This window comes from Acidovorax sp. sic0104 (assembly GCF_019219095.1).
GTDB lineage: Bacteria > Pseudomonadota > Gammaproteobacteria > Burkholderiales > Burkholderiaceae_C > Acidovorax.
This window is the reverse complement of sequence record NZ_JAHUWH010000019.1, coordinates 23,706-48,745: the sequence shown is the minus strand read 5'-3', so window position 1 is coordinate 48,745 and position 25,040 is coordinate 23,706. Positions and strand designations below refer to the sequence as shown.

Annotated in this window: 19 protein-coding genes; 12 read left to right on the top strand and 7 right to left on the bottom strand. The window is 64.1% G+C overall.

Annotated elements, in window-relative coordinates; translation table 11 throughout:
* Positions 1-122: 122 nt before the first annotated feature.
* The gene (locus tag KW835_RS22930; protein WP_218386700.1) at positions 123-2,111 is read right to left on the bottom strand and encodes a site-specific recombinase; all 1,989 of its coding nucleotides are present in this window, start codon (positions 2,109-2,111) and stop codon (positions 123-125) included.
* Entirely contained in the window at positions 2,108-2,515 is a 408-nt protein-coding gene (gene apaG, locus KW835_RS22925; protein ID WP_218386698.1) for a Co2+/Mg2+ efflux protein ApaG, read from the bottom strand. The genes KW835_RS22930 and apaG overlap by 4 nt, the downstream gene beginning before the upstream one ends.
* 89 nt (positions 2,516-2,604) lie before the next feature.
* Here apaG and rpe point away from each other — a divergent pair, with 89 nt between their 5' ends.
* Positions 2,605-3,291 carry a ribulose-phosphate 3-epimerase gene (rpe, locus tag KW835_RS22920; protein WP_218386696.1) on the top strand — a complete coding sequence of 229 codons (687 nt, stop codon included), beginning with the start codon at positions 2,605-2,607 and terminating at the stop codon, positions 3,289-3,291.
* A gap of 186 nt (positions 3,292-3,477) precedes the next feature.
* On the opposite strand, the gene KW835_RS22915 is transcribed toward rpe, so the two are convergent.
* The 3 genes from KW835_RS22915 to KW835_RS22905 form a co-directional block, all read right to left on the bottom strand.
* Positions 3,478-3,864, bottom strand: coding sequence for a hypothetical protein (locus tag KW835_RS22915; RefSeq protein ID WP_218386695.1), 387 nt, complete (start codon positions 3,862-3,864; stop codon positions 3,478-3,480).
* A gap of 210 nt (positions 3,865-4,074) precedes the next feature.
* Positions 4,075-6,237, bottom strand: a complete 2,163-nt coding sequence (locus KW835_RS22910; RefSeq protein ID WP_218386693.1) for a HAMP domain-containing sensor histidine kinase — start codon at positions 6,235-6,237, stop codon at positions 4,075-4,077.
* Complete coding sequence (locus KW835_RS22905) at positions 6,234-6,962, bottom strand: response regulator transcription factor (protein ID WP_218386770.1); 729 nt, start codon at positions 6,960-6,962, stop codon at positions 6,234-6,236. The genes KW835_RS22910 and KW835_RS22905 overlap by 4 nt, the downstream gene beginning before the upstream one ends.
* Positions 6,963-7,218: 256 nt before the next feature.
* Between KW835_RS22905 and KW835_RS22900 the strand changes: the two genes are divergently transcribed.
* The 8 genes from KW835_RS22900 to KW835_RS22865 all read left to right on the top strand — a co-directional run bounded on the left by KW835_RS22900 (position 7,219) and on the right by KW835_RS22865 (position 17,605).
* The gene (locus KW835_RS22900) at positions 7,219-8,559 is read left to right on the top strand and encodes an SPFH domain-containing protein (RefSeq protein WP_218386692.1); all 1,341 of its coding nucleotides are present in this window, start codon (positions 7,219-7,221) and stop codon (positions 8,557-8,559) included.
* An 80-nt stretch (positions 8,560-8,639) separates the two neighbouring features.
* A complete protein-coding gene (locus KW835_RS22895; protein ID WP_218386769.1) occupies positions 8,640-10,094 on the top strand; it encodes a hypothetical protein in 1,455 nt (484 codons plus the stop codon).
* A 772-nt stretch (positions 10,095-10,866) separates the two neighbouring features.
* Entirely contained in the window at positions 10,867-11,643 is a 777-nt protein-coding gene (locus KW835_RS27195) for a TniQ family protein (RefSeq protein WP_218386691.1), read from the top strand.
* Positions 11,644-12,409: 766 nt separating this feature from the next.
* The gene (locus KW835_RS22885; RefSeq protein ID WP_218386690.1) at positions 12,410-13,084 is read left to right on the top strand and encodes a helix-turn-helix domain-containing protein; all 675 of its coding nucleotides are present in this window, start codon (positions 12,410-12,412) and stop codon (positions 13,082-13,084) included.
* Between the two features lie 111 nt (positions 13,085-13,195).
* Positions 13,196-13,423, top strand: coding sequence for an antitoxin Xre/MbcA/ParS toxin-binding domain-containing protein (locus KW835_RS22880; RefSeq protein WP_218386689.1), 228 nt, complete (start codon positions 13,196-13,198; stop codon positions 13,421-13,423).
* Positions 13,424-13,508: 85 nt separating this feature from the next.
* Positions 13,509-14,099, top strand: a complete 591-nt coding sequence (locus tag KW835_RS22875; RefSeq protein ID WP_339385474.1) for an HAD domain-containing protein — start codon at positions 13,509-13,511, stop codon at positions 14,097-14,099.
* Between the two features lie 20 nt (positions 14,100-14,119).
* Positions 14,120-14,410, top strand: a complete 291-nt coding sequence (locus KW835_RS22870) for a hypothetical protein (RefSeq protein WP_218386779.1) — start codon at positions 14,120-14,122, stop codon at positions 14,408-14,410.
* A gap of 1,389 nt (positions 14,411-15,799) precedes the next feature.
* Positions 15,800-17,605 (top strand): ATP-dependent endonuclease, encoded by a 1,806-nt coding sequence (locus KW835_RS22865; protein WP_218386688.1) that lies wholly within the window; start codon positions 15,800-15,802, stop codon positions 17,603-17,605.
* A 363-nt stretch (positions 17,606-17,968) separates the two neighbouring features.
* Here the strand turns inward: KW835_RS22865 and KW835_RS22860 are convergent, their stop codons facing one another.
* The gene (locus KW835_RS22860) at positions 17,969-18,499 is read right to left on the bottom strand and encodes a PadR family transcriptional regulator (protein ID WP_066788839.1); all 531 of its coding nucleotides are present in this window, start codon (positions 18,497-18,499) and stop codon (positions 17,969-17,971) included.
* A 147-nt stretch (positions 18,500-18,646) separates the two neighbouring features.
* Here KW835_RS22860 and KW835_RS22855 point away from each other — a divergent pair, with 147 nt between their 5' ends.
* The 3 genes from KW835_RS22855 to KW835_RS22845 are packed head-to-tail and all read left to right on the top strand — an operon-like array spanning position 18,647 to position 22,916.
* A complete protein-coding gene (locus tag KW835_RS22855; RefSeq protein WP_066788834.1) occupies positions 18,647-20,725 on the top strand; it encodes an NADPH-dependent 2,4-dienoyl-CoA reductase in 2,079 nt (692 codons plus the stop codon).
* A gap of 32 nt (positions 20,726-20,757) precedes the next feature.
* Positions 20,758-21,198 carry a nuclear transport factor 2 family protein gene (locus KW835_RS22850; RefSeq protein WP_218386687.1) on the top strand — a complete coding sequence of 147 codons (441 nt, stop codon included), beginning with the start codon at positions 20,758-20,760 and terminating at the stop codon, positions 21,196-21,198.
* 35 nt (positions 21,199-21,233) lie between these two features.
* A complete protein-coding gene (locus tag KW835_RS22845) occupies positions 21,234-22,916 on the top strand; it encodes an AMP-binding protein (RefSeq protein WP_067511704.1) in 1,683 nt (560 codons plus the stop codon).
* A gap of 424 nt (positions 22,917-23,340) precedes the next feature.
* On the opposite strand, the gene KW835_RS22840 is transcribed toward KW835_RS22845, so the two are convergent.
* Complete coding sequence (locus KW835_RS22840; protein WP_218386686.1) at positions 23,341-24,762, bottom strand: hypothetical protein; 1,422 nt, start codon at positions 24,760-24,762, stop codon at positions 23,341-23,343.
* Between the last annotated feature and the right edge of the window lie 278 nt (positions 24,763-25,040).

Here is a 25,040-nt window from a genome sequence, read left to right as displayed (position 1 = left end):
AGCAGGTGCGCACATCCCTACGGCGAGGGGCGCAACTGTCGCTGCCTGAATTTACAGGCCGAAACATCCTGGCCATGTAGGACAGGGGCGGGGCTTGCCGACGCCCCCCAGCCTGTCTGTGTTCAGGCTGTACGGCGCGCAGGCAGAAAAAAGCTCAGGGGCGCGGTGCGAAGGCGCGCGCGGATCGCGCGGTAGATGTGCGAGCGGTCGACGCCGCTCACGTTCTGCGCCCGCAGCGCCAGGCTGAACGCGAGGTAGAAACTCACCGTCACATTGAGCGCGCCCAGCAGCGGCAGCGATGCCACCGCCCACCAGAAGGCCGGCGCGTGAAGAACGCCGATCCCGAGCGTTGCGCTGGCCGCAGCCACCTGGCCCGTGGACAGTGTGACATGGCGCACGTCCAGGCCCAGTCCAAAAAACCCTGCGAATGCCGGGACGAGCCCGAGCATGAACCCCAGCGAGATGTTGGCCGCAAAGCCCGAGAGGTTCTCGCGCAGGAAGCGCGCCCAGCGCGCGGCACGCTCGGCGCCCAGCCAGCGCGTGATGCGCGGGTTGTAGTGCAGTGCCGAGTCCAGGCGACTGAGCACGAACCAGTTCTCCGTCCAGCCCGCGATGATGCTGGATGCGAACAGCAGCACGCCGGTGAACGCGGCGAAGAACAGCGACGGGCCCAGCAGGTGCAGCGAGGCCAGCACATGGTGCGCCTCCTTCTCGCTGATGGCCGGCGCGCCCGTGGCCAGCGCGATGGCGGTGGCCAGCAGCAGCACGGCCGGGAACACCACCAGCACGTTGCCCAGCACGGCAGCGACCTGCGAGCGCACCAGGTGCGTGATCTCGTCCACGAACGATTCGATGGCACCGCTCGCGCCCAGCTCCTTGAGCTTGGCGGCCATGGCGGGCGCGGTCATGGCGGGCTGCTTGGTGGCCACCGTGAGGTGCAGCAGCTGGATCAGCACGAAGGTGATGGCGTAGTTCACCCCCGCGATGAAGCCGCCCCAGAAGGCCGACAGCGCCAGAGCGTGCAGCCCGAACTTCACCAGCGTGGTGACGGACATCAGCGCGCCGCCGCCCGCGGCCTTGGCGACCATGGCGCGGTAGTCGGCGGCGTTGCGGGTGATGTAGTGCTCGCCGGTCTCGGCGCTGCGCTCGGCCACCTTGGCGGCCAGCAGGGAAGAGTTGGAGGCCAGCAGCGCGCGCAGGCTCCTCCGCTCCTGGCCCACCATCACCAGGCGCGACAACAGGCGCGCGGCGGTGGCTGGCGGGGTGGGAGACAGCAGGCAGTCGATCAGATCGCGCACCCGCAGGATGCGCTCGCGCAGCTGCCGCAGGCGAAACACCAGGCCTACCGAAATGCCGTTGTCCTCGAAGTGCGTGTAGACGGTGGCCGCTGCCGCGCGGCAGGCCTCCAGGCGCTCGCGCAGGCGCTGGGCGGCCTCGTTCAGGCGATCGGGCGTGCGCAGCGCGTGCAGCACTTCCACACGCAGGCTCTCCACGTCGCGGATCAGCGCATGAAAGGGCTGCGCGTCGCGCGCTGACTCGCTCATGCGCAGGCGCAATTCGGGCGCGAAGCCGGTGGAAAGGATCTGGCCCGCGCAATAGGTGATGGCGTCCAGCAGCGCCTTGTGCCAGCGCGAGGGGCCGGTGCTGGCCGCCGGGTCTGCCAGCAGCGCCACCAGGCGGGCGAGCTGCGACTCGTCAAGCGCGGCGAGCCACTGGGCATCGAACTCGCTCGGCAGGGCCAGCATGAAGAGCTCGGACGCGTCGATGGTCTCGGGGCTCCCGGGCAGCAGCTTGATGCGCAGGCGGTGGCCGATCTCGCTGACCAGCGCCGTGCGCGGCGCAAAGCCGAAGTCGGCCAGCAGCGTGGTGATGTCCACCTGGTCCACCAGGGTGGCCCACCAGGCCTGCAGCCGCTGCTGCACGTCGGGGCGCGTTTCGACGGCGTCCAGAAACAGCTGCACCCGGCCCACGGCCGCAGGAATGGAGTCCCGCTTGCCGCGGACCCATTCGAGCAGATGGATCAGCCACAGGTGCCGGTGCGCCAGGTCGGCGCAAGGGTCGAGCGCGGCCAGCAGGCCCGCCAGATCAACGGCAGGAGCAGCCCGCTTCAATGAAGCACCCGACCGGTCAGGGGTTCGCCGGCAGGGCCGTGGCCCATTGCTTCGAGCATGAACAGCGGCACGGGCGTGTCGAACGGCTCGCCTTCTTCTCCCACGCAGTGGAAGGTGCCATGCATGGTGCCGCTGGCGGTGCGCAGGCGGCATCCGCTGGTGTATTGAAACGATTCGCCCGGCTTGAGCAGCGGCTGGTGCCCCACCACGCCCAGGCCCTTGACCTCCTCGGTATGGCCGCGCGAGTCGCTGATGATCCAGTGGCGCGCAATGAGCTGGGCCGGCGCATCGCCGGCGTTGGTGATCGTGATGGTGTAGGCGAAGCTGAACACCCCGGTATCCGGCGCGGACTGCTCGGGCAGGTACTCGGGCAGCACGGTCACGTCAAACTGGTACTTTGGCATGGGCCGAATGGTAACGCTGGCGGCCCCCGGCCATCGCTGCCGCGGCAGTCCAAATCCCTGGGTGCCGCACGCTTTGCGACAATCGGGGCATGAGCCGCACATTCCAAATCGCCCCCTCGATCCTCTCCGCCGACTTTGCCCGCCTGGGCGAAGAAGTGCGCAACGTCATTGCCGCCGGCGCGGACTGGATCCATTTCGACGTGATGGACAACCATTACGTGCCCAACCTCACCTTCGGCCCGATGATCTGCCAGGCGCTGAAGCCGCACTCCAAGACGGCCGACGGCGTGGCGGTGCCCATCGACGTGCACCTGATGATCCAGCCCGTGGACGCGCTGGCCGCAGCGTTTGCCGAAGCGGGCGCTGACTACATCAGCTTCCACCCCGATGCGTCTGGTCATGTGCACCGCAGCATCCAGGCCATCCGCGGGAAGGGCGTGAAGGCCGGGCTGGTATTCAACCCGGCCGCGCCGCTGGATGTTCTGGACTGGGTGATCGACGACATCGACCTCATCCTCATCATGAGCGTGAACCCGGGCTTTGGCGGCCAGAGCTTCATCGATTCGGCCCTGCGCAAGATCGAGGATGTGCGCCGCCGCATCGATGCGACGGGCAAGGACATCCGCCTGGAGGTGGACGGCGGCATCAAGACCGACAACATCCGCCGCGTGGCCGATGCCGGTGCCGACACCTTCGTGGCCGGCAGCGCGATCTTCGGCAAGCCCGACTACAAGGGCGTCATCGACACGATGCGAGAGGCTTTGGCCACCCCCTGAGGCGCTGCGCGCCTTCTCCCTTCAAGGGGGACGCACCCTGTGGCCTGGCAAAGCCAGTTCCACGGGTGCGCTGGTCTGGATCGCGCCAGTTGCGCAGGATGTTGCTATGTTTTTAGTAGCTTTCGGCGCTTGATGGGTAAGTGGCGGAGCCGATTTTTATTCGATTTTTTGTCGGGCGCCGCAGGTTCACTTTGCCGGGATGACCGTGGTGGTGACCGACTCACGCAGCACACCGCCGCCCGACACCGAGCCGCTGGTGGATGTGGACTGGGTGCGGCGCACGCACTCTGCCTGTTCGGCGGCCGTCTGGAATGCGTCGCAGCGCTGGGTGGCGTTGTCTGCAGCGGCGGGGCCGGGGTTGCTGAGCTGGCCCTTGCGCGATGCGTCCAGGGCGTTGTTGGCCTCGCGCAGGCAGGTGGCCAGCGAGTCCTGGGTGTTGTTGGTCATGCACTTCTCGCGCTCCTGCTCGTAGCGGGCGCGGGCGTCGCCGGCCGGAGCCTGGGCGATGGCAGCCGCCGAGGTAGCGAGCAGCACGGCGGTGAGGGCGGGAGTGATGAAGGCAAAGCGTGGCATCGAGGAAACTCCTTGCGCGCTGGGCGCTGGGATGAACGGGCGCACCGGGGTGCGAGGGAATGCATTGCAGCGTAGGGCGTGCGCCCGCCAGCCGCTGTCGGACGCCGCCGCCCTTGGCCGTGCGCGCACACGCCCGCTGACTGCCCTTGGATTGCCCTTGCGCAAGGGCCCGCGCTCGCCTTATCTCTCCCCGCCAAGTTGTGCCCGGGCTTACCCCAGCCGCTGGAAGGTCAGCGTGAACGCCACACCGTCGGCCGTATTGCGGGCGTTGACGGTGCCGCCCATCTTGGCCATGTAGGTCTTGGCGACGAACAGGCCCTGGCCCCGGTGCTCCGACCCGCCCGGCGGCGTGGGCTGGCTGGGGTCCGACACGCCCAGCTCGAAGATGCGTCCCAGCAGGTCCTCCTCGATGGTGGAGCCCTGGTTGTGCAACGTGGCGCTGGCGGTGGATTCCGACGCGGCGAGCGTGAGCACGATCGCCGTGCCGGCCGGGCGGTAGCGGTCCGCGTTGCCCAGGATGTGCGTCACCACATCTTCCAGCGCAAACTCGTCGGCCCGCACGATCACTGGCCCCGCGCCGCCGTCGTACACCACATTGCCGATGCCCGCGAAATGCGCGTTGTCGGCCACGTGGCGCAGGAAGGCGTCCAGGTCGAGCCGGCCCTGGGGCAGGTCGGCGGCCTGCAGCGCCTCGGCCGGCGAGGCCGTGCCGTAGAGCACGTGCACTGCCTGCTGCATGCGCTGAACGTAGCGGTGCCCCGGGTCTCCGGGCCCGCCGTGCAGCACCATGAGGGACTGCAGCGGCGACATGATCTCGTGGCCCACGGCGTGCCACATGTCGCGCTCCTGCTGAGCGCGCAGCTGTTCGCGCTGGAGGTCGTCCTTCACGCGCTGCAGCAGGTCGGCCAGGCCGCCCGCCAGGATGCCCAGCTCGTCCGAACCGCGCAGGTCCGACACGTCCAGGTCGCCCAGGCGCGGTCCGATGTGGCCGTCCTGCACGTTGTACGAGACGGCGGCCGCGCGGCGGGTGAGCGCTGTCACGCGCCTGAGCAGGCCCACTTCCACCGCCAGCCAGGCCAGCGCGATGGCGGCCAGCATGGCCCCCAGGTACCACGACATGCGGGTGGCCACGACCGCCAGGCCTTGCTCCACGCCGCGCAGGTTGCCGGTGAAGGTGACGGCGTAGTTGCCCAGCGGCGTGTCGAGGATGTCCAGCCCGGCGGGCACTGCCTGCACCTGGCCCGGGCCCTGCATGTCCAGCGGCAGCCAGCTGATCAGGCGTATCAGCCACGGCGCCGAGGGGCCCGCTTCGACCTCGGAGCCTCGCAGGGTGAGCGCGTCCTGTTCGCTGCTGCCCAGCTTGCGGATCTGTACTTTCTCGCCCGGCAACAGCGAGCGTGCCACGTCGGCCAACGACGCAGCGGGCTGTGCGCCGGGCGCGTTGCTGTCGAACAGCACGGGCGTGGCGTTGGGGGAGCTTCCGGTGTCGGCCACTGGCCCCAGCATCTCCACGCGCACCCGCATGCTGCCCAGGTCCTCGGGTGGCCACACCAGGCGCTGCTTGCCGAAGAGCGCTTCGCGAAACAGCTCCACCGGCAGTCGGATCGAATAGAACGTGCGGCGCAGGCAGTCGGGCGCCGCGCCTGCGGGGTCGCGGCAGGCGTTGCCTTGCCACAGCCAGCCCCGGAAATCGCGCACCGGGCGCGCGCGCACGTCGAGGGTGTCGTCGCCGCTGTCCGCAAATCCCGTGAGGCGGCCCCGCGTCTGGATGCCGCCCTGCGGCGGCAGCGCCTCGAACGGCGCTACCCAGCGGTGGGTGGTGCCGCGCATGTCCAGCGTGATGCGCGCGCGGTGTACGCCCGCCAGGTCCAGCGCGCCGCGCTCTCGCGCCACCAGTTCACCCGCGTAGAAGCTGCCCACCAGATAGATGAAGCCGCCCGCATAGGGGTTGTTGCCGATCGCTGCGCAGGCCGAGGCGCCGTCGGGGTACTGCACCGCGCAGCCGGCCATCTCGACGGCCTGCTGCGCCTTGTTCTGGTCGTCGAAGTCGATGGCCGCATACGGCAGCAGCAGCGGCGCGAGCGGGGTGGCGCCCTGGCCCTGGATGTGCGCGTTGAGCAGCGCGAGCTGGCCCGACGGGTGGCGCAGGCGCGCCATCACCTCGGACTGGCTGCGCTTGAAGCCGTTCTGGTAGCCCTGCCAGGCGCGCTCCTTTTCCTCCTTGAGCAGCACCACGCTGAGCACCACGGTGGCGGCTGCCAGCAGCAGGAACACGCTGCGCACGAGGATGCGCAGGCGAAACGCCGGCAGGCCCAGGCGGGGCATCTCCAGGCGAGGCATCTCCAGCGCCGTGCGCCGCAGCAGGCGCTTCATGGGCGCTTGGCCGCAGGCTGCGCGGGAACGCCAACCCAGCGGAAGCCGCGCATGGGCACGTTCTCGATGCCTTCGAAGGTGGCGTCCACTTCGCGCAGTGCCTCGCGGATGGTGCTCACATGCTTGCGCACGTTGTCGCGGTTGCGGCCGCTCTTGACCACGTCGAACAGCTCATCGTAGGAGACCACTTCGCCGCTGCGCTGGTGCAGCGTGGCCAGGATGCGCTGGGCGGTGAGCGGCAGGTTGATGCGCTCGCCGCGCCAGGTGGGGGTGCGCTGCCACAGCGGGTCTAGCACCAGCGCGTCGCCCGGTGCCGCAGCGGCGGGCGCGGCTGGGGCGGGGGCTGTCTGCGTGGTGCGCAGGATGTCGAGGAAGGTCTCGATGAAGTCCGCCTCTTCAAAGGTCGTCTTCTGCAGGTAATCCCACGCATCCAGCGCCTTCATGATGCTGCGGTAGATGGCGGCAGGCATGGCCGACACCACCAGCACGGGCGTGCCCTGGCGGCGCTTGTTGATCGCGTTGATGAGCGCCACGCCCGCATGGCGCTCGCGGCCCAGTTCGATGTCGAGCACCACCGCGTCGTAGTACTCGCGCGCCAGCGCGGCTTCGGCGTCGTCGCGCGTGAACCACTGGTCGATCACGATGCCGCTCTTCGCGCTGGCAATCCAGCCTGCCAGCTGGTTGCTGGTGGGCAGGTCGTCTTCGATCACGGCGATGCGTGCCATGCGTGCCATGGGTGCGTTGAGGGTCATGAAAGCGCTTTGCGGTGGTGTTGGCCGGATTATCCCGGCGCTCCCCACGGGGCGGTGTGAGTTTTTCTTCCGGGGCCGGAGCGTTCGCTCGCCGGCCGTGAGGGCTTTGGGGCGTGCGCCGCGTTGTTGCTTCCGCGGGTTCTCCGAAGAATCACCTACCAATGAGCCGCCACCCATCGGTTGCTCAGGCCCCGACAACAACACCACCCAACCGAGAGAGAGAAACACCATGAAATTCGCCTGGAACCGCATCGTCCAAGCCCTGCGCGGCCGCAGTGCCGCAGAGCCCTCCGTTGCCGACGCCGATGCACTGCACGACCAAGCCCTCGCTGCAGGCCCCGCCCTGGAGGCGCATCAGGACAGCCGCAGCATCCGGTGGTCCTACCTGCTGCCCACCGCGCGCACCGTGCGCTGGATGGTGGCCGGCACGGCTGTCGCCGTGGCGGCCGTGGCCGTGGTGCGCAACCCGCCGGTGCGCCACCTGGACCAGGGCGAGCTGGGCCTGCGCATGAACCAGTTCACTGGCTCGGTCACCCAGTGGCGCGACGGTGGTGTGTGGGTGCTGCCCGGTGTGCACAGCGTGCGCGTGTTCTCGTTGCGCGACCAGAGCTACCGCCCCGAAGCCATGCGCCAGGCCAGCGGCAGCGCGCCACTGCAATCGGTGGAAGGCCTGTCTTTCGGTCTGGACCTCAGCGTTCGCTATGCGCTGGACCCTTCTTCCGCCGCCGTGAAAACCGGCAATCTTCCGGATGACGTCGATGCCGACATCGTGTCCCCTGCCGTTCAGGGCCTGGTCTACAAGGTGTTTGCACGCTACACCGTGCGGGAGATCTTCTCGTCCAAGCGTGCCGAGATCGCCCAGATCATCGAGACCGAGCTGCGCACCCGCCTCGCGGCCGACGGCGTGCTGCTGCGCAGCGTGCAGATCGGCAAGGTGGACCTGCCCGCCGAGTACCGCCGCGGCATGGACAGCCTGCTGGCCGAGGAACTGGCCTCCGAGAAGATGCGCTACACGCTGGAGCTCAAGGACAAGCGCGTGAAGGAAACCGAGCTCGACGCATCGGCAGAAAAGGTCCGCCGCGAAGTGGCCGCCGAGGCCGCGGCACGCGAACAGGTCATCGCCGCGCGCGCCCAGGAAGAGGCCATGAAGCACGTGCTGCCCTTCAAGCAGCGCCAGATCGAGCAGCGCCAGCTGGAAGCCGAGGCCGAGCGCGTGGCCCGTGTGAAGGCCGCTGAAGGCAATGCCCAGGCCCGCCGCATCGAAGCCACCGGCGAGGCCGACGCCCGCCAGAAGCTCGCCGAGGCCGAGGCCTACCGCATGGACCGCATCGGCAAGGTGAATGCCGAGCAGATGGCCCGTGAGGGCGCGCTGGTCACCCGCCATCCGCTGCTCATCCAGAAGACGCTGGCGGACAAGCTCTCGGACAAGATCCAGGTCATCATCGCGCCGCCACCTGCCAACGGCGACTTCATCGGTGCGGCGCTGCTGGGCGGCAGCCGCAATGCCCAGGCCGCCGCAACCCAGACCGGCGCCGACGACGCCTCCATGACCCCATCCACGGAGCAATGACCATGAAGCGCACCCTCTTCACGCTGGCCACGGCCATCGCCAGCGCCGCCACCACGGTCGTCTGCGCTGCCGTTCCCCCCATGCCCGCTTCTGCCGCCACGCTGGGCAGTGCCATCGTCGTGCAGGACCAATCCAGCCTGCGTGCCGCGCCGCGCGACTCGGCCCTGCAGCAGACCGTGCTGTGGCAGGGCGAGGTGCTGGAAGTGCGCGGCGAGCGCATGGACTACCTGCAGGTGTGGGACCACAAGCGCGAGCGCGGCGGGTTCGTCCGTGCGAGCGATGTGCGCCGGGTCTCGCTCACAGAGGCAGACGGCCCCGCGCTGCTGTCGGTGTTGCGCTTCGTGCGCGACACGCCCGGCGCCGAGGCGATGGGCATAGGCCTCACGGCCGCCTACCTGCAAGCGGCGCCCGCCGCGGCGATTGCGGGCGAGCAGGGCGCGCTGGCCTTCGATGCCCTGGGCACCTTCGCCGACCGCCTGGCCCGCAGGGCATCGGCCCCGCCCGCCAGCACGGCTGCGGGCAAGGCCGGCGGCGCCGCGCTGTCGGCGCACCTGGACGTGGCCAGCGGCTACGGCGTGCGCTTCACCACCTACGAAGTCGAAGGCCGCATGCAGGTCTGCTATGACGGCGAGGCCTTCCGCCGCCTGCTGGCCATGCCCGCCGCCAGCGCCGATCAGCGCGCGCGCGCCGCCCTGGCGCTCACGCGGCCCGAATGCACCAACCCCGACCTGCCCGCGCACGAGCGCGCCAGGCTGCAGGACTGGCAGGCCCAGGTGCTGGAGAAGGTCGATGTTGCCGGGCTGCCGAGCTACCTGCGCAATCGTGTGCAGATGCGCCGCGCGGGCCTGTGGGGCGCCGTGGCCTTCCAGCAGGCGCGCAAGGACGGCGCGCAGGCCGCAGGCGCGGCCGCGTCCCGGGCATTGGCGGAGTTTGCCGGCGTGAGCAAGAGCGATCTGCCCGACGAGGACCAGCCCGCCTACAACGACGCCGCCATGCGGGTGAGCGCCGTGCGCTGGGCGCTGGTCCCGGCCGCCGTGCCTGTGGTCGATGCCAAGCGGCCCGCCGTGGTGGTGCAGCCGGGCGCGCCAGGAGAGACCTGCGTGCTGCTGGTGGATGCCCAGCACGGCGCCAGGGAGCCGCTGGTGCGCCGCTGCACCTATGGCGTGGTGTGGACGGCCTCCGCCACCGTCAACCGCGAAGGCAATGCCGTGGCGCTGGCCGTGCAGCCGCTCGAAGGCTGGCGCGAGCTGTGGGTCCTGCGCAAGGCGGGCGGCGATTGGGTGGTGGACGTGCTGCCGCCCGCGCCCACGTCGCCCGAAACCGGCTATGCCGAATGGGCCGGCTGGGTGCCCGGCGGGCAACAGATGCTGGTGGCGCGCGAGGCGCGCGGCCAGGGCCGCTACCGCAAGAGCTTCGAGGTGGTGCGCATCGATGGCTTGTCCACCGAACGCGTGACGGGCGACGTGGCTGCGCTGCCGGTGTTCCAGCGCTGGCAGGACGCGGGCTGGAAGCGCGAGACGCTGAGCCTGCGCTGACGGTGGGCGACGCCCGGCGCCGGCCTACAGCGGTAGAGCCGTCAGCCTACGTGCGATGGCTGCAGCGTGCGCGACGCTATGAATCCGCCGCCCGGAATGGCCTGGGCGGAATCGACTTTCCCCCAGGTCTGCGTCCATGCAAAGCCTTCTCCAATACCAATGCTTTTCGAGCCAACTGCTGGTGTGCGACAGCTTTCGGGCGTTGACCGCGTGCCACACGGCCTGCCCCCGGGCCCTCCCGGCCGCCCGAGTGCCGCCCCCGCTGCGCCCGGCGGCAACGGGTGCCGATGGGGCGCCCGGCAGCGTCAGCGACAGGCAGCCCGTCGCGCCCCTGCACGCCTGACCGGTAGCGAGCTGTAGGAGAAGCCGGTCGTGGCCCGGCATTCGCCTTACCATCCAGTGCATCGCCAACCATTCCTGCCGCTGCCTTGAACTTTCTTCCCCTGAACCAGAAAATGGTGTGCCTGAATAGAGTTTTGAATTGGAGTTGTCATTTTTACCTGTGCAGGCCGTTGTGAACAGGGTTTCAGAAAGCCATGCAAAGTTTGCAAAAACTGGAATTTGAGCTTAGCGAGTATGCAGTGCCAAGGGAATAGAGTTGCGAAATAATCTGAGAAGCTCAGGAACCTGTCTACCGGTAGGAGCTAGCCTTCACACGGCGTTTGTACTAACTCTTCGAACGCAAGCTGCGAGGACAAGGGTTTACACAAGACGTGAGTTCTACGGGTTTAACGCACACTCAATTAACGCCTTTGGAGTCGGGGCTGGTTGGGTGAGTAGAAACTACTTTGCTGGCAAAGTCACGCCGCAAGACGTTCTGGTCAAGCACACTGTCTTTGGCTTCGCCAGATTGGGGTTGTCTAGCTTGGATGCCGAAAGGGCAAGCAGTAGCCTTATAGGGGGGCGCCGACTTTGCGGTGAGCTTCAAGCAAGCACTCAAGTACACGTGCGAGGTGCTGTGCTACGTTGGTGCCCAATTTGCGCTGATGCGGAGTCCGGTGAGCTTGGGTTTGCCTCATGGCATGTGTTTCATCAGCTCCCGTTCGTGTTGATGTGCCCCACACATTGCACTCCGCTCGTCACCGTAGACGGCCTATGTCAATGCTATGACCGCGACCCTATCAAGCTGCGACTTCCAGGCGAGAGATGTCATACCTGCCACAAAATTGAACCAGTCGAGCTGGCAGTCCCTACAGGAAACGCCTACCGCCGATTTGTGAAACTATGCGCGGAAGCTTTTCATGAGCAACCATCGACTTTCATCCACGAAAATTGGACCCGATTCGTCTTGGAATTTGTTGGCTGTTTTGGATCGGAAGCCAGAGCAATCGATGCTATTGAGAAGCAACTGTGCAAGGATTGGGAGTTGCCGTTTGCTGAGTCGATTGGGAGCGCTTGGGGTTGGGCCATCTCGGTGCCCGAAGTTCTTGGCTTAGTCGTTAAGGACAGATACAACTCCTCTGCCACATGGAAAAAAATCGTTGTGTATGACGCAATGAAGAAAGTTCTTCCATGCGATATCAAGGTTTGCTGTCGACCACATTCCTAGTAAATCAGTTGCGTCGGCACATACGCCAGAGCATGCGCCAAAACGTTGCCCCGGAGCATGCTTGCGCAGAGGTCGCACAGGAGGCTTGCTTTGTTCAATTTCGTCGCTTTTACTGAATTCGGCGAAAGGCTTTCATTGCCTCCTGGGGATCGGGCTCACACGTCAATTCTCTGGATGTGTGAAATGCTTGCAGCATTTGGTTCTGGGGCTGTTGAGATCGGTTGCCGGAAGCGGTTATGTGAGTATGGCCCATGGGCGTTTCAGGGGTGATCGCGAGATGCGTACTTCTGCCGCCGGAGCGGGTTTCGCTAGCGCTATGTCCTACTTTGGGAGGCATGGAGTTCAGATTCCGCCGCCATATAGTTTGCTGTGACCAATTTGCAAGGTACTCGCCGTGCCATTGAACCCAGGAACCTCGATTGCGGAGCCCTTTGTTCCGCAGACATCGTGATAGATGATCCCTTCAGGTTCCCAATTCTTAGAAGGGCGAAAAACGCGCATACTTCTCGGTTCGAGATGAGAAGGAAGGGCAGTGTGTATTTAGGGAGCGCCCCTTGCATTTGTATAGGAGGCGAATGCTCTCAGTGCGCGTACGCAGGATGAAACAGAAGCGTGACGGCCGAAAGGTGGTCATTTGAGCGATCGACCGGCTTCTGAGGGAAGTGGCAGGACATCCTTAAGTGCGGCAAAGTACTCAATCTGACGAAATGTCATTCCATGTTCAGCTTGCTTTATTAATACTCGTGTTGCCAAGTAAACCGAACAGATGCTCGTCTCAAGCAATTCCTCCGTGATACAGCTCCACTTGCTCCTCCAATTGGGCGACAGGTTCCGGCGCCTCCGAGAGTCCCAAGGCCTGAGCACGGTGGAGACGGCGAGCCGCCTGGGAATCTCGCGGGCAACACTGAGAGCGGTCGAAGCGGGAGATCCCACGCCGTCCATCGGCACCTACTTAATAGTCATGTCCGCGTTAGGCATCTTGGGTGACTTGGCGTTGCTGGTGGATGAAGTGACACAACCGGTCACGCCAAACAATCGGGCGGCTGGCGTAAGCCTTGAAGCGCCGTTGGCTCGAATCGTCGTTTCCGCCGACACCTCCCGTCACCGGATCCAGGATCTGCAAAGTCTCGCCCTCCATGAAGAAGCGGTGCGACGCGTTCGCGCTGAGCCTGCGTTGTTGCAGCAGGCCCAGGCAGTTCTTCAAAAGTGGTTGGATGCTGGAGACCTACGTTCGGCAAGCCTGTGGCTTGAGTGGAAAGACATCCTGGAGCATCGCAAGTGGCGTAAGGCACTGGGGAGAACCCACCGAGCGCAGGAACTGAGGCAAGCGTCCCCAATGACCGCTGTTCTGCCACCAGAGGTCCGAAAACGCATCCTCCAAGAAGTCCGTGAACTGAAGGAAGGCGTCGTTCTTGAAATCGCCGGTAGGTCTCGTCAATGACAAGTACCGTTCGGACAAGCCTTTGGCAGAGGCCGAAATTTGACGCTCGATCACAAGAATTGCACTATCAGTGTTGCGTACTGATCCCCATCCATTTCCACGGAGCAAGCCATGGCCCTTGAAGACGACATCGCCACTCTCACCGTGCTCGTACAGGGCATGCTCGCTGAGTCAGGAGAGAAAGCCGGTTTTGATGCAAGGGCGTGGCTGGACCGTTGGCTTACTGGTATGGTCCCAGCATTGGGAAATCGGAGACCCATCGATGTGCTCAACGAGCCCGATGGCCTGGAGGTAGTGAAGAGCTTGCTCTCGCGAGCCCAATCTGGTGCGTACTCGTGAGCAAAGGCAGGGAGTTGGCTAGTCACGTGTCTGATCAGGACCGGTCGCCATCCCCACTGACCAATTGACACCATGCAGAATACCTATGGCTATGCCCTGTAGCCAGAACTCTCCGTATCTCCCTGCGTCTACTCCCCGGAGCGCGGACGTGGTGCTGTACCTCGACCTCGATGGTGTTGTCCACCATGAAAAAGTGCTCTGGCATCCAACTAGGGGCATCTACATGAGCCCGTATGAGGCTGCAGGGCACACTCTTTTCGAATGGATTCCTATCTTGGAATCGGTGCTTGAACCGTACCCGGCAGTTGCCCTGGTGCTAAGTAGCACCTGGTGCATCCGCCCCGGATACAGCGCAACCCTCAAACGGCTTCCGGCCTCCCTGCGTGCTCGGTTCATTGGAGGGACGTACCACAAGCGTGTCCATGGCGTGGACCCCTGGAACCTGTCCATGTTTCGCACCACACCCCGGGGTAGGCAAATTCAAGAAGACGCGCAACGCCGAAAGCCCCGGCAGTGGATAGCTCTCGATGACGATTTGGAGGGGTGGCCCGACTCGTGTCGGGAAAATTTGGTCGCGTGCGAAGGAACTACCGGCTTGTCCAACCCTGTAGTTCAACACGAGCTGAGGGAAAAACTGCGCGGCTGCCATGCGGGGTTGTCCGCCCAACTCTCGTAGTTTCTGAAAACAACTAACCGATGATGCGACGCCACTCAGACATCCTCGCGGTCTTGCAATCTGTCGCTGGCATCGTGAAGCGTCGCCACGCACTCCCGATCTTGGCCAATTTGGTCAGCCGTCGGACAGCCAGTATCGACCTCATGGATTTGGATATCGGCCCGTTGGTTCTCGAAGCGCCAGTTCGCCACAGCGCCGAGGTCTTCGCCTTGCTCTCACGTCCGGTGGCCATGCTCAAGCAGGCTTTTGCCTTGAACTTGCCCCGCACTTCCTTTTTCAGCAGCAAGGTCGGCGGCCGCAACGCGCCATAGGGCGCCAGTGATGAAGTCCCCATGAAAAAAGCCTCGACAACATCAACCTCAACGACTCGCCACCGAACAAACAACACCCCAAGCGCAGTTGGAAATCCGTCGCCCTACGCGTCTGCTGCTGAGACCAAGGCCTTTCTGGCTGGCAGCCTGGCCGCCCGGATGGTTCGCTTGGAAGCCAATGACATGCTCAGCACAGACATGGCTGCGGATCTGGTCGGTACCACCCCAGCGACAATCAATGCGTGGATCGCCAGAGGGCGGGCTATCGGATTGACTCAAACTCGGCATGCTTTCAAGTTGCCCAGTTAGCAGTTTGAACCTGCCCTATGGGATGCAGTGCCCAAACTTTCAAAAGCCTTGGGAACGACTGAGGGCTGGGCGCTACTCTCCTTCTTGGAGACACCATCGGGCGCTTTGGGCGGCCGGACACCGCGTCAGGCGATAGAGCAGGGTCATCTGGCCCGTGCAATTGAAGTGGCGGGTGCTGAGGGCTATTGACCCCTCTACGCCCCATGAAACTCGCAGATCTTCAGTACATCCGTTACTTCTAGCTCCTAGCTCCTAGCTCCGCAGCTTCTATTCCGTGTTGGCAATCAAGCGCCCCTGCGGGCACGGTGAAGAAAGGGAGACGGCTACTCCTGTTTCGATGCTCGGCCACGATGTGACGATCCTGGTGACCAAAACGGTCCGGCAACGGCCGGGGAAGATTGAGCTGGAGTTCCGCTGCTCCTCCTGAGCGCCAGCTCACCAGATCAGTGGTTCTCGACAGGAGCGGCAATCATCAGGGCGCGTTCTTCAGCATCCAACCGTCGACGCTTGGGCACCTTGACAATGCCTTTCATGTCATCGGCGGTCTCATTTATTTACGCGCTCGGACAGTCGTGCGACCGCGACGCAGCGAGAGCGGTCTTTCACCTTGCCGAGGTCTGCGAGCCAATAGCGGTCGTCTGCAACCGCGGCACGCGCATGTGCAGGTCTCTGGTCTCCTGGATCTGCTGACTGATCCAAGTCGAGCCGATGATCAATATCTTCTCGATGTGAGCGGCTTGAGTAACGGATATTCCGGCGTTGGTTCATGAGCGCATAGACGTCGTACAGGCCTCGCACTACGAGTTTCTCTACCTTGTGTAACTCATCGGTGGGTTCAGAAGGCTTGAGTGATTCGGGGTGTACTTGCGCTGGATCACGAAGCAGCCATGCGCGTTTTTTGGGGTTCGGCTCAGATCAAGGCCCGTTGGCAATGCTCTGCATGTAGTGTCCCCTCCGATACTATGTAACGAATGTTTCGAGATATTCTTGCCTCGAACGCCGGTGTTGCGCTTGAGTAGCTCCCCGGCACTGTGGCATAGAGATCAGAGAGAGCCATGCACAAAGATGAGGGAGGGAGCCATGCACAAGATCGGATACATCGATATCGTCGGCCTGCGAGCCTGTCGTCACGTTGCCATGCCGGTGGAGGCCTTCACGCCGCTGGTTGGGCAGAACAACGTGGGCAAGTCAACTATCCTTTTTGCGCTTGCGTGGGTATTGAAGCCCAGCGCCCTGGAGGCCTCCGACTTCGCGAACGCTGGTGAGCCCGTTGTAGTCACGGCGCGAATTGATGGGATCACCGAGGAGATCCTGAAACTGATACCGGAAGCGAAGCACCAGGCGGCCATTGCCCCGTTCTGCAAGACAGGCTCAATGTGGATTCGCGTCGTCTGTACGGCGCCCGGCGCCAGGGGGATCAACTGCGAGGTATTTGACGTAGAGAAATACTCTGGGGAAGGCCTCCCACAGGCTTGGAGAGCCTACCCGACGGGGTTGCCCCAGGCGGTGTCGGCGCTACTGCCCGATGCATTGCAGATCGATGCCATGGAGGATCTCGGCGAAGATCTAGGAAAGGCCAAGGCTGGCAGCACGCTGAAGTCGCTGCTCGACTTGATCATGGGCCCAATAGTCGAAGCCCATGCCGAGCTGGCCACTGCGATGGAGACCGTTCAGAACATCCTCAGCACTGAGGGAAAATCTCGGTCGGGTCATTTGAAGACCTTTGATCAGGGGGCGACGCAGGCCCTTGCCGACTTCTTCCCTGGTCTCGCGATCGAGTTAGGCCTTCAGACTGTCGAAGTGAAGGAGTTTTTCAAGGCCGGCAGTCTGAACGTCACCGACGTAGAGACGGGGGACCGCAGGACCTTCGACCAATTGGGATCCGGGTCACAACGTGCGATCCAGATGGCATTGATCCGACATCTCGCGGACCTCAAGATCGGCGAGAAGCCGACCGCCGCCCGCCGCCTGTTGCTTATCGACGAGCCTGAGCTCTACCTTCACCCGCAGGGCGTCAAACGCCTTCGCCAAGCCCTCGCCGCGTTATCGCAGAAGGGCTTCCAGGTGATATATGCCACGCACTCTCCGTTAATGTTGAGCAGGGAGAACGCCGCCGACGCAGTAATAATTCGAAAGGACAAGGCCTTGGGAACCCTTGCGCGACTGCCTCTCAGACATGCTGTGGCTAGCACCCTTGATGATGCTCAGGCCCAGTCTCGAACACTCTTCGAGCTGGGCAACCTCGCCGAGATCTATTTCTGTGATCTTGTCGTGTTGTGTGAGGGAAAGACCGAGAAACGTCTTCTGCCACTGCTCTATGAGCGTCTGCGCGGGCGCCACCCAGAGCTTGACCAAGTCGCCTTCGTCGCCGTTGGCGCGTGCTCCGACATTCCGAAGGCGCTTGCTGTATTGGCCGCCATGGGTATTCAAGCCTGCGGGATCGCCGATCTCGACTTTGCGTTCACGGAAGCCCGCAAGGGTCAGAAGCCCATGCTTCCGAAGGACGACGAGACGTTGGCGCGAACCAAGGCTGCCCTCAAACGTTTGCAACCCCAACACGGTTACCTGCTGGGCGGCAACGAGCTGCCAACAAAGGACAAGAATACGGGCTGGCAGGCTGCCGACACTTGGGCGGTGTTTGCCCAAGACGCTGAGGGAATTGAAATTTCCGCAAGCCTGCATGACGCGCTTCTCGAGCAGCACGTTTGGATCTGGAAGGCAGGCTGCATAGAAAACGTTACCGGCCATGATGAAAAGGGCGAAGACGCAATCCTGGATCAGGAGCTTGCCATCAGTACGATGGATGGAGTGGCGATCCAGACGGCTATGCCAGCGATCGTGCAGTGTTTCAGATGGCTGGACAGGCTGCGTGCGAACTCGGGCTGACGATTGGAGCTTGCGACACCAAACAACCTAACTAGATGCCATTTATGGTTTGAGTTCATTCGTCCTTTTGACGCGGCTCATGGGTGCGTGGCAATGCCGTTCTCTCCCCTGGACGCCCTTCCGAATGTTGAGTTACCGCAAAGCAGTCCATGGTGAACTTCCGCTCCCAGCCTAAAGCCGCCACGCCTGAAGGTTCAGGGTTGGATGTCGTCAACTTCTGTTTGCATTCGAACGAAACTTTCTAGCTGACTAAGACGAGCCAATCCGGCCTGAGCAACATCGAAGCTTGGGCAATGTTCGATGCCGTACAGCAACTTGACATGGCACTTCCTAGGATCGTTGGTCTCGGACTGCCTAAGCTGCCTACTGCTGTTCCAGAATCTCCAGAGCCTCTTTCGCAATCGCCAGCGAGAGTTCCTCATGAAGAATCCCAGCCTTTAGCACCAAGTGTTGCAAACGACGTTCGCGACTAGGCTCCTTGCCGATGAAGTCGCGCCGTTCAATGCGCTGGTAGATGTCAAGCTTGGCCTGGTGCATCGCCTGCAGTCGGGCGATTTCCTTCTCAAGCCCCGTGGGGCCAACCGCAGCCTCGGCGCGCAGGCGCACCATGAGCTCGTCGCGCAGGGGCGTGGGGTCCTGCTGCTCGGCGATCCAGCGCCGGAGTTCCTTGCGACCTGAAGGCAGCAGGCGGAACTGGCGCTTTCGGCCGCGGCCCGTCTCCGCGGGCAAAGCCTCGATCCATCCTGCTTCCTCCAGCCGTGCCAACTCGCGGTAGATCTGCTGGTGCGTGGCGTGCCAGAAGTAGCCGATGGACTTGTCAAAGCGCTCGGCGAGCTCCGAGCCCGAGCAGGGGTGCTCGACAAGGGCAGTGAGAAGGGCGTGGGGCAGGGACATCGAAAGGGTGCGCCGGGAGGAAACTGCAAAGGCCGCCATCTTGCCTGAATCGGGAGGGTTCTTCATTGTTTATGCAACCAGTTGCATAAATGCGGGATACTGGCTATATTTGTGCAACTGGTTGCATAAACAAGAAAGAGACCTGCGATGAACGCCATCCTGAAACCCGCCCCGGCCCCGCTGAAATCTCCGGCTGACAGCAATAGCCCCTATCCACACCTGCATGCCCCGCTGGACCTGGGCTTCACCACGCTGAAGAACCGCGTGCTCATGGGCTCCATGCACGTGGGGCTGGAGGAGGTGGCCAACGGCTTCGAGCGCATGGCAGCTTTCTATGCCGAGCGCGCGCGCGGCGAGGTCGGGCTCATCGTCACGGGCGGCATTGCACCCAACGAGCGCGGTCGGCCCATGCAGGGCGGGGCCATGCTGGTCAACGAGCACGAGGCCGCGCAGCACCGCAAGGTGACCCAGGCCGTGCATGCTGAGGGCGGCAAGATCGCGATGCAGATCCTGCACTTCGGTCGCTATGCCTACCACCGCGACCTGGTGGCCCCGAGCGCGCTGCGCGCACCCATCAACCCCCACGTGCCGCATGCGCTCACCGCTGATGAGGTGGAGCAGACCATCGAAGACTTCGCGCGCTGCGCCGCGCTGGCCCAGCACGCGGGCTACGACGGGGTGGAGGTCATGGGCTCCGAGGGCTACCTGATCAACGAGTTCATCGCTGCGCGCAGCAACCACCGCGATGACGCCTGGGGCGGCAGCTACGCCCACCGCATGCGCTTTCCGGTGGAGATCGTGCGGCGCACGCGCGAGCGCGTGGGGCCGAACTTCATCATCATCTACCGCCTGTCCATGCTCGACCTGGTGGAGGGCGGCTCCACGCTGGCCGAGGTGATCGAGTTGGCCCAGGCCATCGAGGCGTCGGGCGCCACCATCCTGAACACCGGCATCGGCTGGCACGAGGCACGTATCCCCACCATCGCCACCAAGGTGCCGCGCGCGGCCTATGCGTGGGTGACAAAGCAGGTGATGGGGCAGGTGGGCATACCGCTCATCACCTCCAACCGCATCAACACGCCCGAGGTGGCCGAGCGCCTTCTGGCCGAGGGCTTTGCCGACATGGTCTCCATGGCGCGGCCCCTGCTGGCCGATGCCGACTTCGTGCGCAAGGCGCGCCAGGGCCGGGCCGACGAGATCAACACCTGCATCGCCTGCAACCAGGCCTGCCTGGACCACACCTTCGGCGGCAAGATCACCAGTTGCCTGGTCAACCCCCGCGCATGCCACGAGACGGAACTGGTCATCGCCCCCACCGCCGCCAAGAAGCGCATCGCCGTGGTCGGCGCCGGTCCGGCCGGCCTGAGCTTTGCTGTCACGGCCGCCCAACGCGGCCATGCAGTGGTGCTGTTCGATGCGGGCAGCGAGATCGGCGGCCAGCTCAACATCGCTAAGCAGGTGCCGGGCAAGGAGGAGTTCTACGAAACCCTGCGCTACTACCGCCGCCAGCTGGAGCTGCACGGTGTGGAGGTGCGCCTGAACACCCGAGTAGAAGCGGCCGACCTGGCGGGCCAGGGATATGACGAGGTGGTGGTGGCCACAGGCATAAAGCCGCGCACCCCGGACATCGAAGGCATCGACCACCCCAAGGTGCTGAGCTACCTGGACGTTCTGCGCGACAAGAAGCCGGTGGGCCGGCGCGTGGCCATCATCGGCGCGGGCGGCATCGGCTTCGACGTGGGCGAGTACCTCACGCACGAAGGCGAGAGCGGCGCGCTGGCACCTGCCAAGTTCAATGAGGAGTGGGGCATCGACCCCGCCTATGCCCAGGCCGGCGGTCTGCGCCCTGCACAGGTGGAAGCCCCCGCGCGCCAGGTGCACCTGCTGCAGCGCAAGAGCAGCAAGGTCGGCGATCAGCTGGGCAAGACCACGGGCTGGATCCACCGCACCTCGCTCAAGGCGCGCAACGTGGGCATGAGCTCGGGCGTGGCCTATGAGCGCGTGGACGATGCGGGCCTGCACATCACCATCGATGGCGGCGCACCCCAGGTGCTCGACGTCGACCACATCGTAGTCTGCGCCGGCCAGGAGCCGCTGCGCGCGCTGTACGACGCGCTGGTGGCCGCGGGCCAGAGCTCCCACCTCATCGGCGGTGCCGACGTGGCGGCCGAACTCGACGCCAAGCGCGCCATCCTGCAGGGCACGACGCTCGCCGCATCCATCTGACTGATTTTCGATTTATCCCCAGGAGACACACCATGACCGAAGCACCGAAGAACATCCACCCCGCCGTCGCCTGCTCGCTCGACACCTGGCACCACATGGTGGCCAGCCGCGACCTGTCGAACCTGCTCTCCATCGTGCATCCCGACGCGGTGTTCCGCTCGCCCATGGCGAACACGGCTTACACCTCGGCCCCGGCGCTGATGCTGGCCCTGTCCACGGTGATCCAGGTGTTCGAGGACTTCACCTACCACCGCCAGCTGGCCACCGACGACGGCCTGAACATCGTGCTGGAGTTCAGCGCCCGCGTGGGCGACAAGCAGCTCAAGGGGATCGACCTGGTGCGCTTCAACGAGCAAGGCCAGATAACAGAGTTCGAAGTCATGGTGCGCCCTTTGAGCGGCCTGCAGGCCCTGGGTGCCGAGATGGGGGCGCGGCTGGGCGACAAGCTTCCGGCCTTCAAGGCAAAGGCTTGAAGCGTTCGTAAAAGAAAAGACAGGAGACAAAGCCCATGACCGCCACCACCGCACCGCCAACTTTCGCGCCTTGGGAGAGTTCCTACCCGCCAGCCCTGCGCAACTACCAGCTCGACTTGGCGGCGCTGCCCGCCAATGCTGCGCAGCTGGCCACGCAGGCCGCGGCGGACCACGGGGACCAGCCCGCATTCACATTCGTACTGCCCACGGGCGCGAACGTGGTGCGCAGCTTTCGCGAGATCGATGCCCTGTCGGACGCCTTCGCCGTCTGGCTGGTGCGCGAGCAGGGCCTGCAGGTGGGCGATGTGCTCGCGCTGCAGTTGCCCAACAGCCTGCACTATCCCATCGCGGTGTTCGGTGCGTGGAAGGCCGGGGTCATCGTGACCAACGTGAACCCGCTGTACACCGGGCGCGAGCTGCGCCTGCAGCTCGAAGACAGCGGCGCGCGGCTGCTGTTGGTGTGCGACATGTTCCTGCCGGTGGCGCGGCCTGTTGCAGAAGAGTTGGGGTTGCCGGTGTTGACGGCCAGCCTGTGGGACTTTTTTGAGGAACCCGTGGCCTCAGCCATCCGCGCCAAGATGGCGGGGCCTGCCGACCCCGCCGCGGTGCCGCTGCCGCGCATGGTCGATGCGCTGGCGCAGGGCAAGGCGCTGGCACCTGTCGACCACCGCAGCCACCCCGTGGCGGTGTATCAGTACACGGGCGGAACCACCGGGCGCAGCAAGGGCGCGGTGATCACGCACGGCAACATCCTGGCCACCCTGCGCATCACGCGCGATTTTCTGGATGCCTACGACGGCCCCCAGCGCGGCGAGACCATGCTCACCGGGCTGCCCATGTACCACGTGTTCGCTTTCATGGTGAACTTCCTGGTGTTCTTCCAGGTGGGGGCGCGCAACCTGCTGGTGCCCAACCCGCGCCCCATGTCCAACCTGCAAAAGACCTTCGAGCAGTTCGACGTGCAGTGGACCGCCGGGGTGGACACGCTGTTCGCTGGCCTGATGGCCGAGCCCTGGTTCCAGGCCAGCCCACCGAAGCTGCGCTACGCGTTTTCGGGTGGCACGGCCTTGCGTACATCGACCGCGCAGGCCTGGCAGGCGCTGGTCTGCCCCATCATCGAAGGCTATGGCATGACAGAGACGTCCTGCATCGTCTCGTGCAACCCGCCCTCGGCCACGCCGCGCCTGGGCACCGTGGGTGTGCCCATGCCTGGTTGCCGCGTGCGCGTGGTGGATGATCAGGGGCGCGACCTGCCCCAGGGCGAGCGCGGCGAGCTGCTGGTGCGGGGCCCGCAGGTCGTGGCCGGCTACCTGCATGCGCAGGCCGACAGCGCCAGTGCGATCAAGGACGGCTGGCTGCACACGGGCGATATCGCGCAGCTGGAAGAGGGTGGCTACATCCGCATCGTGGACCGCAAGAAGGACATGATTTTGGTCTCGGGCTTCAACGTCTACCCCAACGAGGTGGAGGACGTGCTGGCCGCCCACCCCGGCATCGCCGAGGCCGCCGTCATCGGTGTGCAGGATGCCGCCACCGGCGAGGCCGTACGCGCCTTCGTCGTGCCGCGCAACCCCACGCTCACGGTCGAGGACGTGGAGCGCCACTGCCGCACCCAGCTCACGGCCTACAAGGTGCCGCGACAGATCGTCTTCCGCGATCAACTGCCCAAGTCGCCGGTGGGCAAAATCCTCAGGGCTTCGCTGCGCGAAGCAATGTGATCGTGGTCTGATGCGCGCTGCGGCTCTTGCAGACTCGATTTACAGGTACGGCGGCAATGCAGCGGTTGCGGACTGTCGGCATCGCCGGTCGAACTCGCGCTGACCGCCGTAAATCGGTCACAGCCCCTGACGGCCCCGGCCCGCATGACGGTCTGCGATCCGAAGTGAAGCGGTCATAGGTCCTGGCCTTTGCGGTTTGAGCCGCACCGGCAACCGCTTCTCCTCGGGCTGAATTCACACTGTCGACCCGTTGCGGTCATCGGTAGGCAAGAATTCACTGCCTTAAAGCCGTCGCTTAACGCTCGAGCCATGCCTTCCATAGCATGCTGAACTGCTTTAACGATCAGGCCATGACCTTGCCACCCGACGTTGATCTCGTTTTCTCTTGCCACCGATCAAGAGGCTTCAGGACTGCTATCGACGATCATTCGATGGCGGCACTGGATGTCGCAGCGGAAGATGCGAGGTAGTCTCTGAGCTGAAAGGCTAGAGAGGACCCTGCATCTACGAGCCGATCAAGTACATCGAGCGCAGCCCTTCGCAGGGTGACATCTCGCATGAGCGCTGGACGGTGCTCATGCACTGCCACACGGCAGATAGTCTCCGCATTCCAAAGACAATCCCCATCATCGAACAGGTCGGCTGGAGCGCTGCGAATCGCATCACGAAGCTGAGGTATGGCAGCAGGGACTGCTTGTGTCTGCCCAATCCCCGCCATCAGTCTCAGCAAGTTCTCTAGCGCCGGCAGGCTGTCACCTGCCACCCGGAGGCAGTGCGCAATGAAGTCGGGGCGGCGCTGCAGAAGGGGCAGGTCGTACCGCGTGTTCAGCCAAGGTACCGAACAGAACAGCAAGGTTCGAAGGACCTTGTCGAATTTGCTGTATGACTGCCTCGAGCGAGTCCTAAGTGTTGGATCGGCAAGGACGATGGCAATGGCCCAATCCCAGACTCGCCAAAATGCTTCAGCGTTTGCGTACTCCTGCTTCATGCTCGCCATGAGGGACGAAATGAGTACTCGCTCGCTCAATTCAGGAGCGCGATTCAAACAGTAAGCCAGCAGTTCGAAAGCTGGGCCCTCCCTAGACGGCTGCGCCAGAAGTTCAGAAGCTAGAAGCTCCCCCGTTTCCTTACGAGCGTCAAAGTCAACATGTTCTGGGTCATGGCGATCGACTCGAGGCTTTCCTTCCTGATCCGCCATGAGGTGCACCAGCGCTGAGAGCGCCCTAACCCGCCATGTCCCCGTTGACTCAGTCCTGGCGGCATCTAGCGCGATCGTCCATTCCTTGGCTGCAACAAGACTCGTTGGAACCGGCATTTCACCAGGTCTGCCGTTTGCAAGGGCGCGAAGCAGAGCCTTAACGCTTGCGTCTCGAGCAATGCCGACCAGGTCTCGCCTTCGGCAACGTGGCCGCGAAATCATCGTCTCCAGGGTCTTCGCGTGGTGAGCAAGGCCCCAGGTGAGTACGGCGGCCAGCTCTGGCTGCCGTGCTCTCACGACATCAGAAATGGTATTGGCCGCGGCGCGCCTTACCTTCCAGACCGGCTCGGTGACGATGTTCGCCAGTGCCTTCGGCATGTTGGGCAGTGAGGGGCTTCTACCCGCGAGTATCAGCAAGGTACGAACTCTGAGCTCACCTTCCATCGTCCCACGCAGTACCCATTTGTCTTTGTCCGGCTTATGTGCGTTTGTCTCGATGAGGTAATCCCGGGCCCATTGAAGGGCCGGCGACGAGTCCTCTGGCCAGAGCTGAATCAATGCGCATGGGAGCTCGTCTTGCAGGCCGACGAGCATTGCGCTGTCCTCACCGGTGAACTCCTCACGGACCTTCAAAAACTCGTCGTACACCTCCGTCGGGGATGAGAAGCTGTCCGCGCGGTTAGGATCTGAGCTAATGTCTGGTCTTGTTATCGCGGTTGCCCATAGTTGAATGGCTGACAGCCGATTCATCCACTGCAAGCGCTCTCCCGCTCGAGCACTTGTCCGTTGGCTCGAGATGGATGACGGTTTGCGAATCAGGTGGCGCCAACGTCTCAAAGAAGGGCGAGAAGCCGTATGCATAGAGCGAGTCAGGGAGGCTGTCTTAGCGGACCCCGACATATCAAGAACCCAGCTCGAAGGTCGTT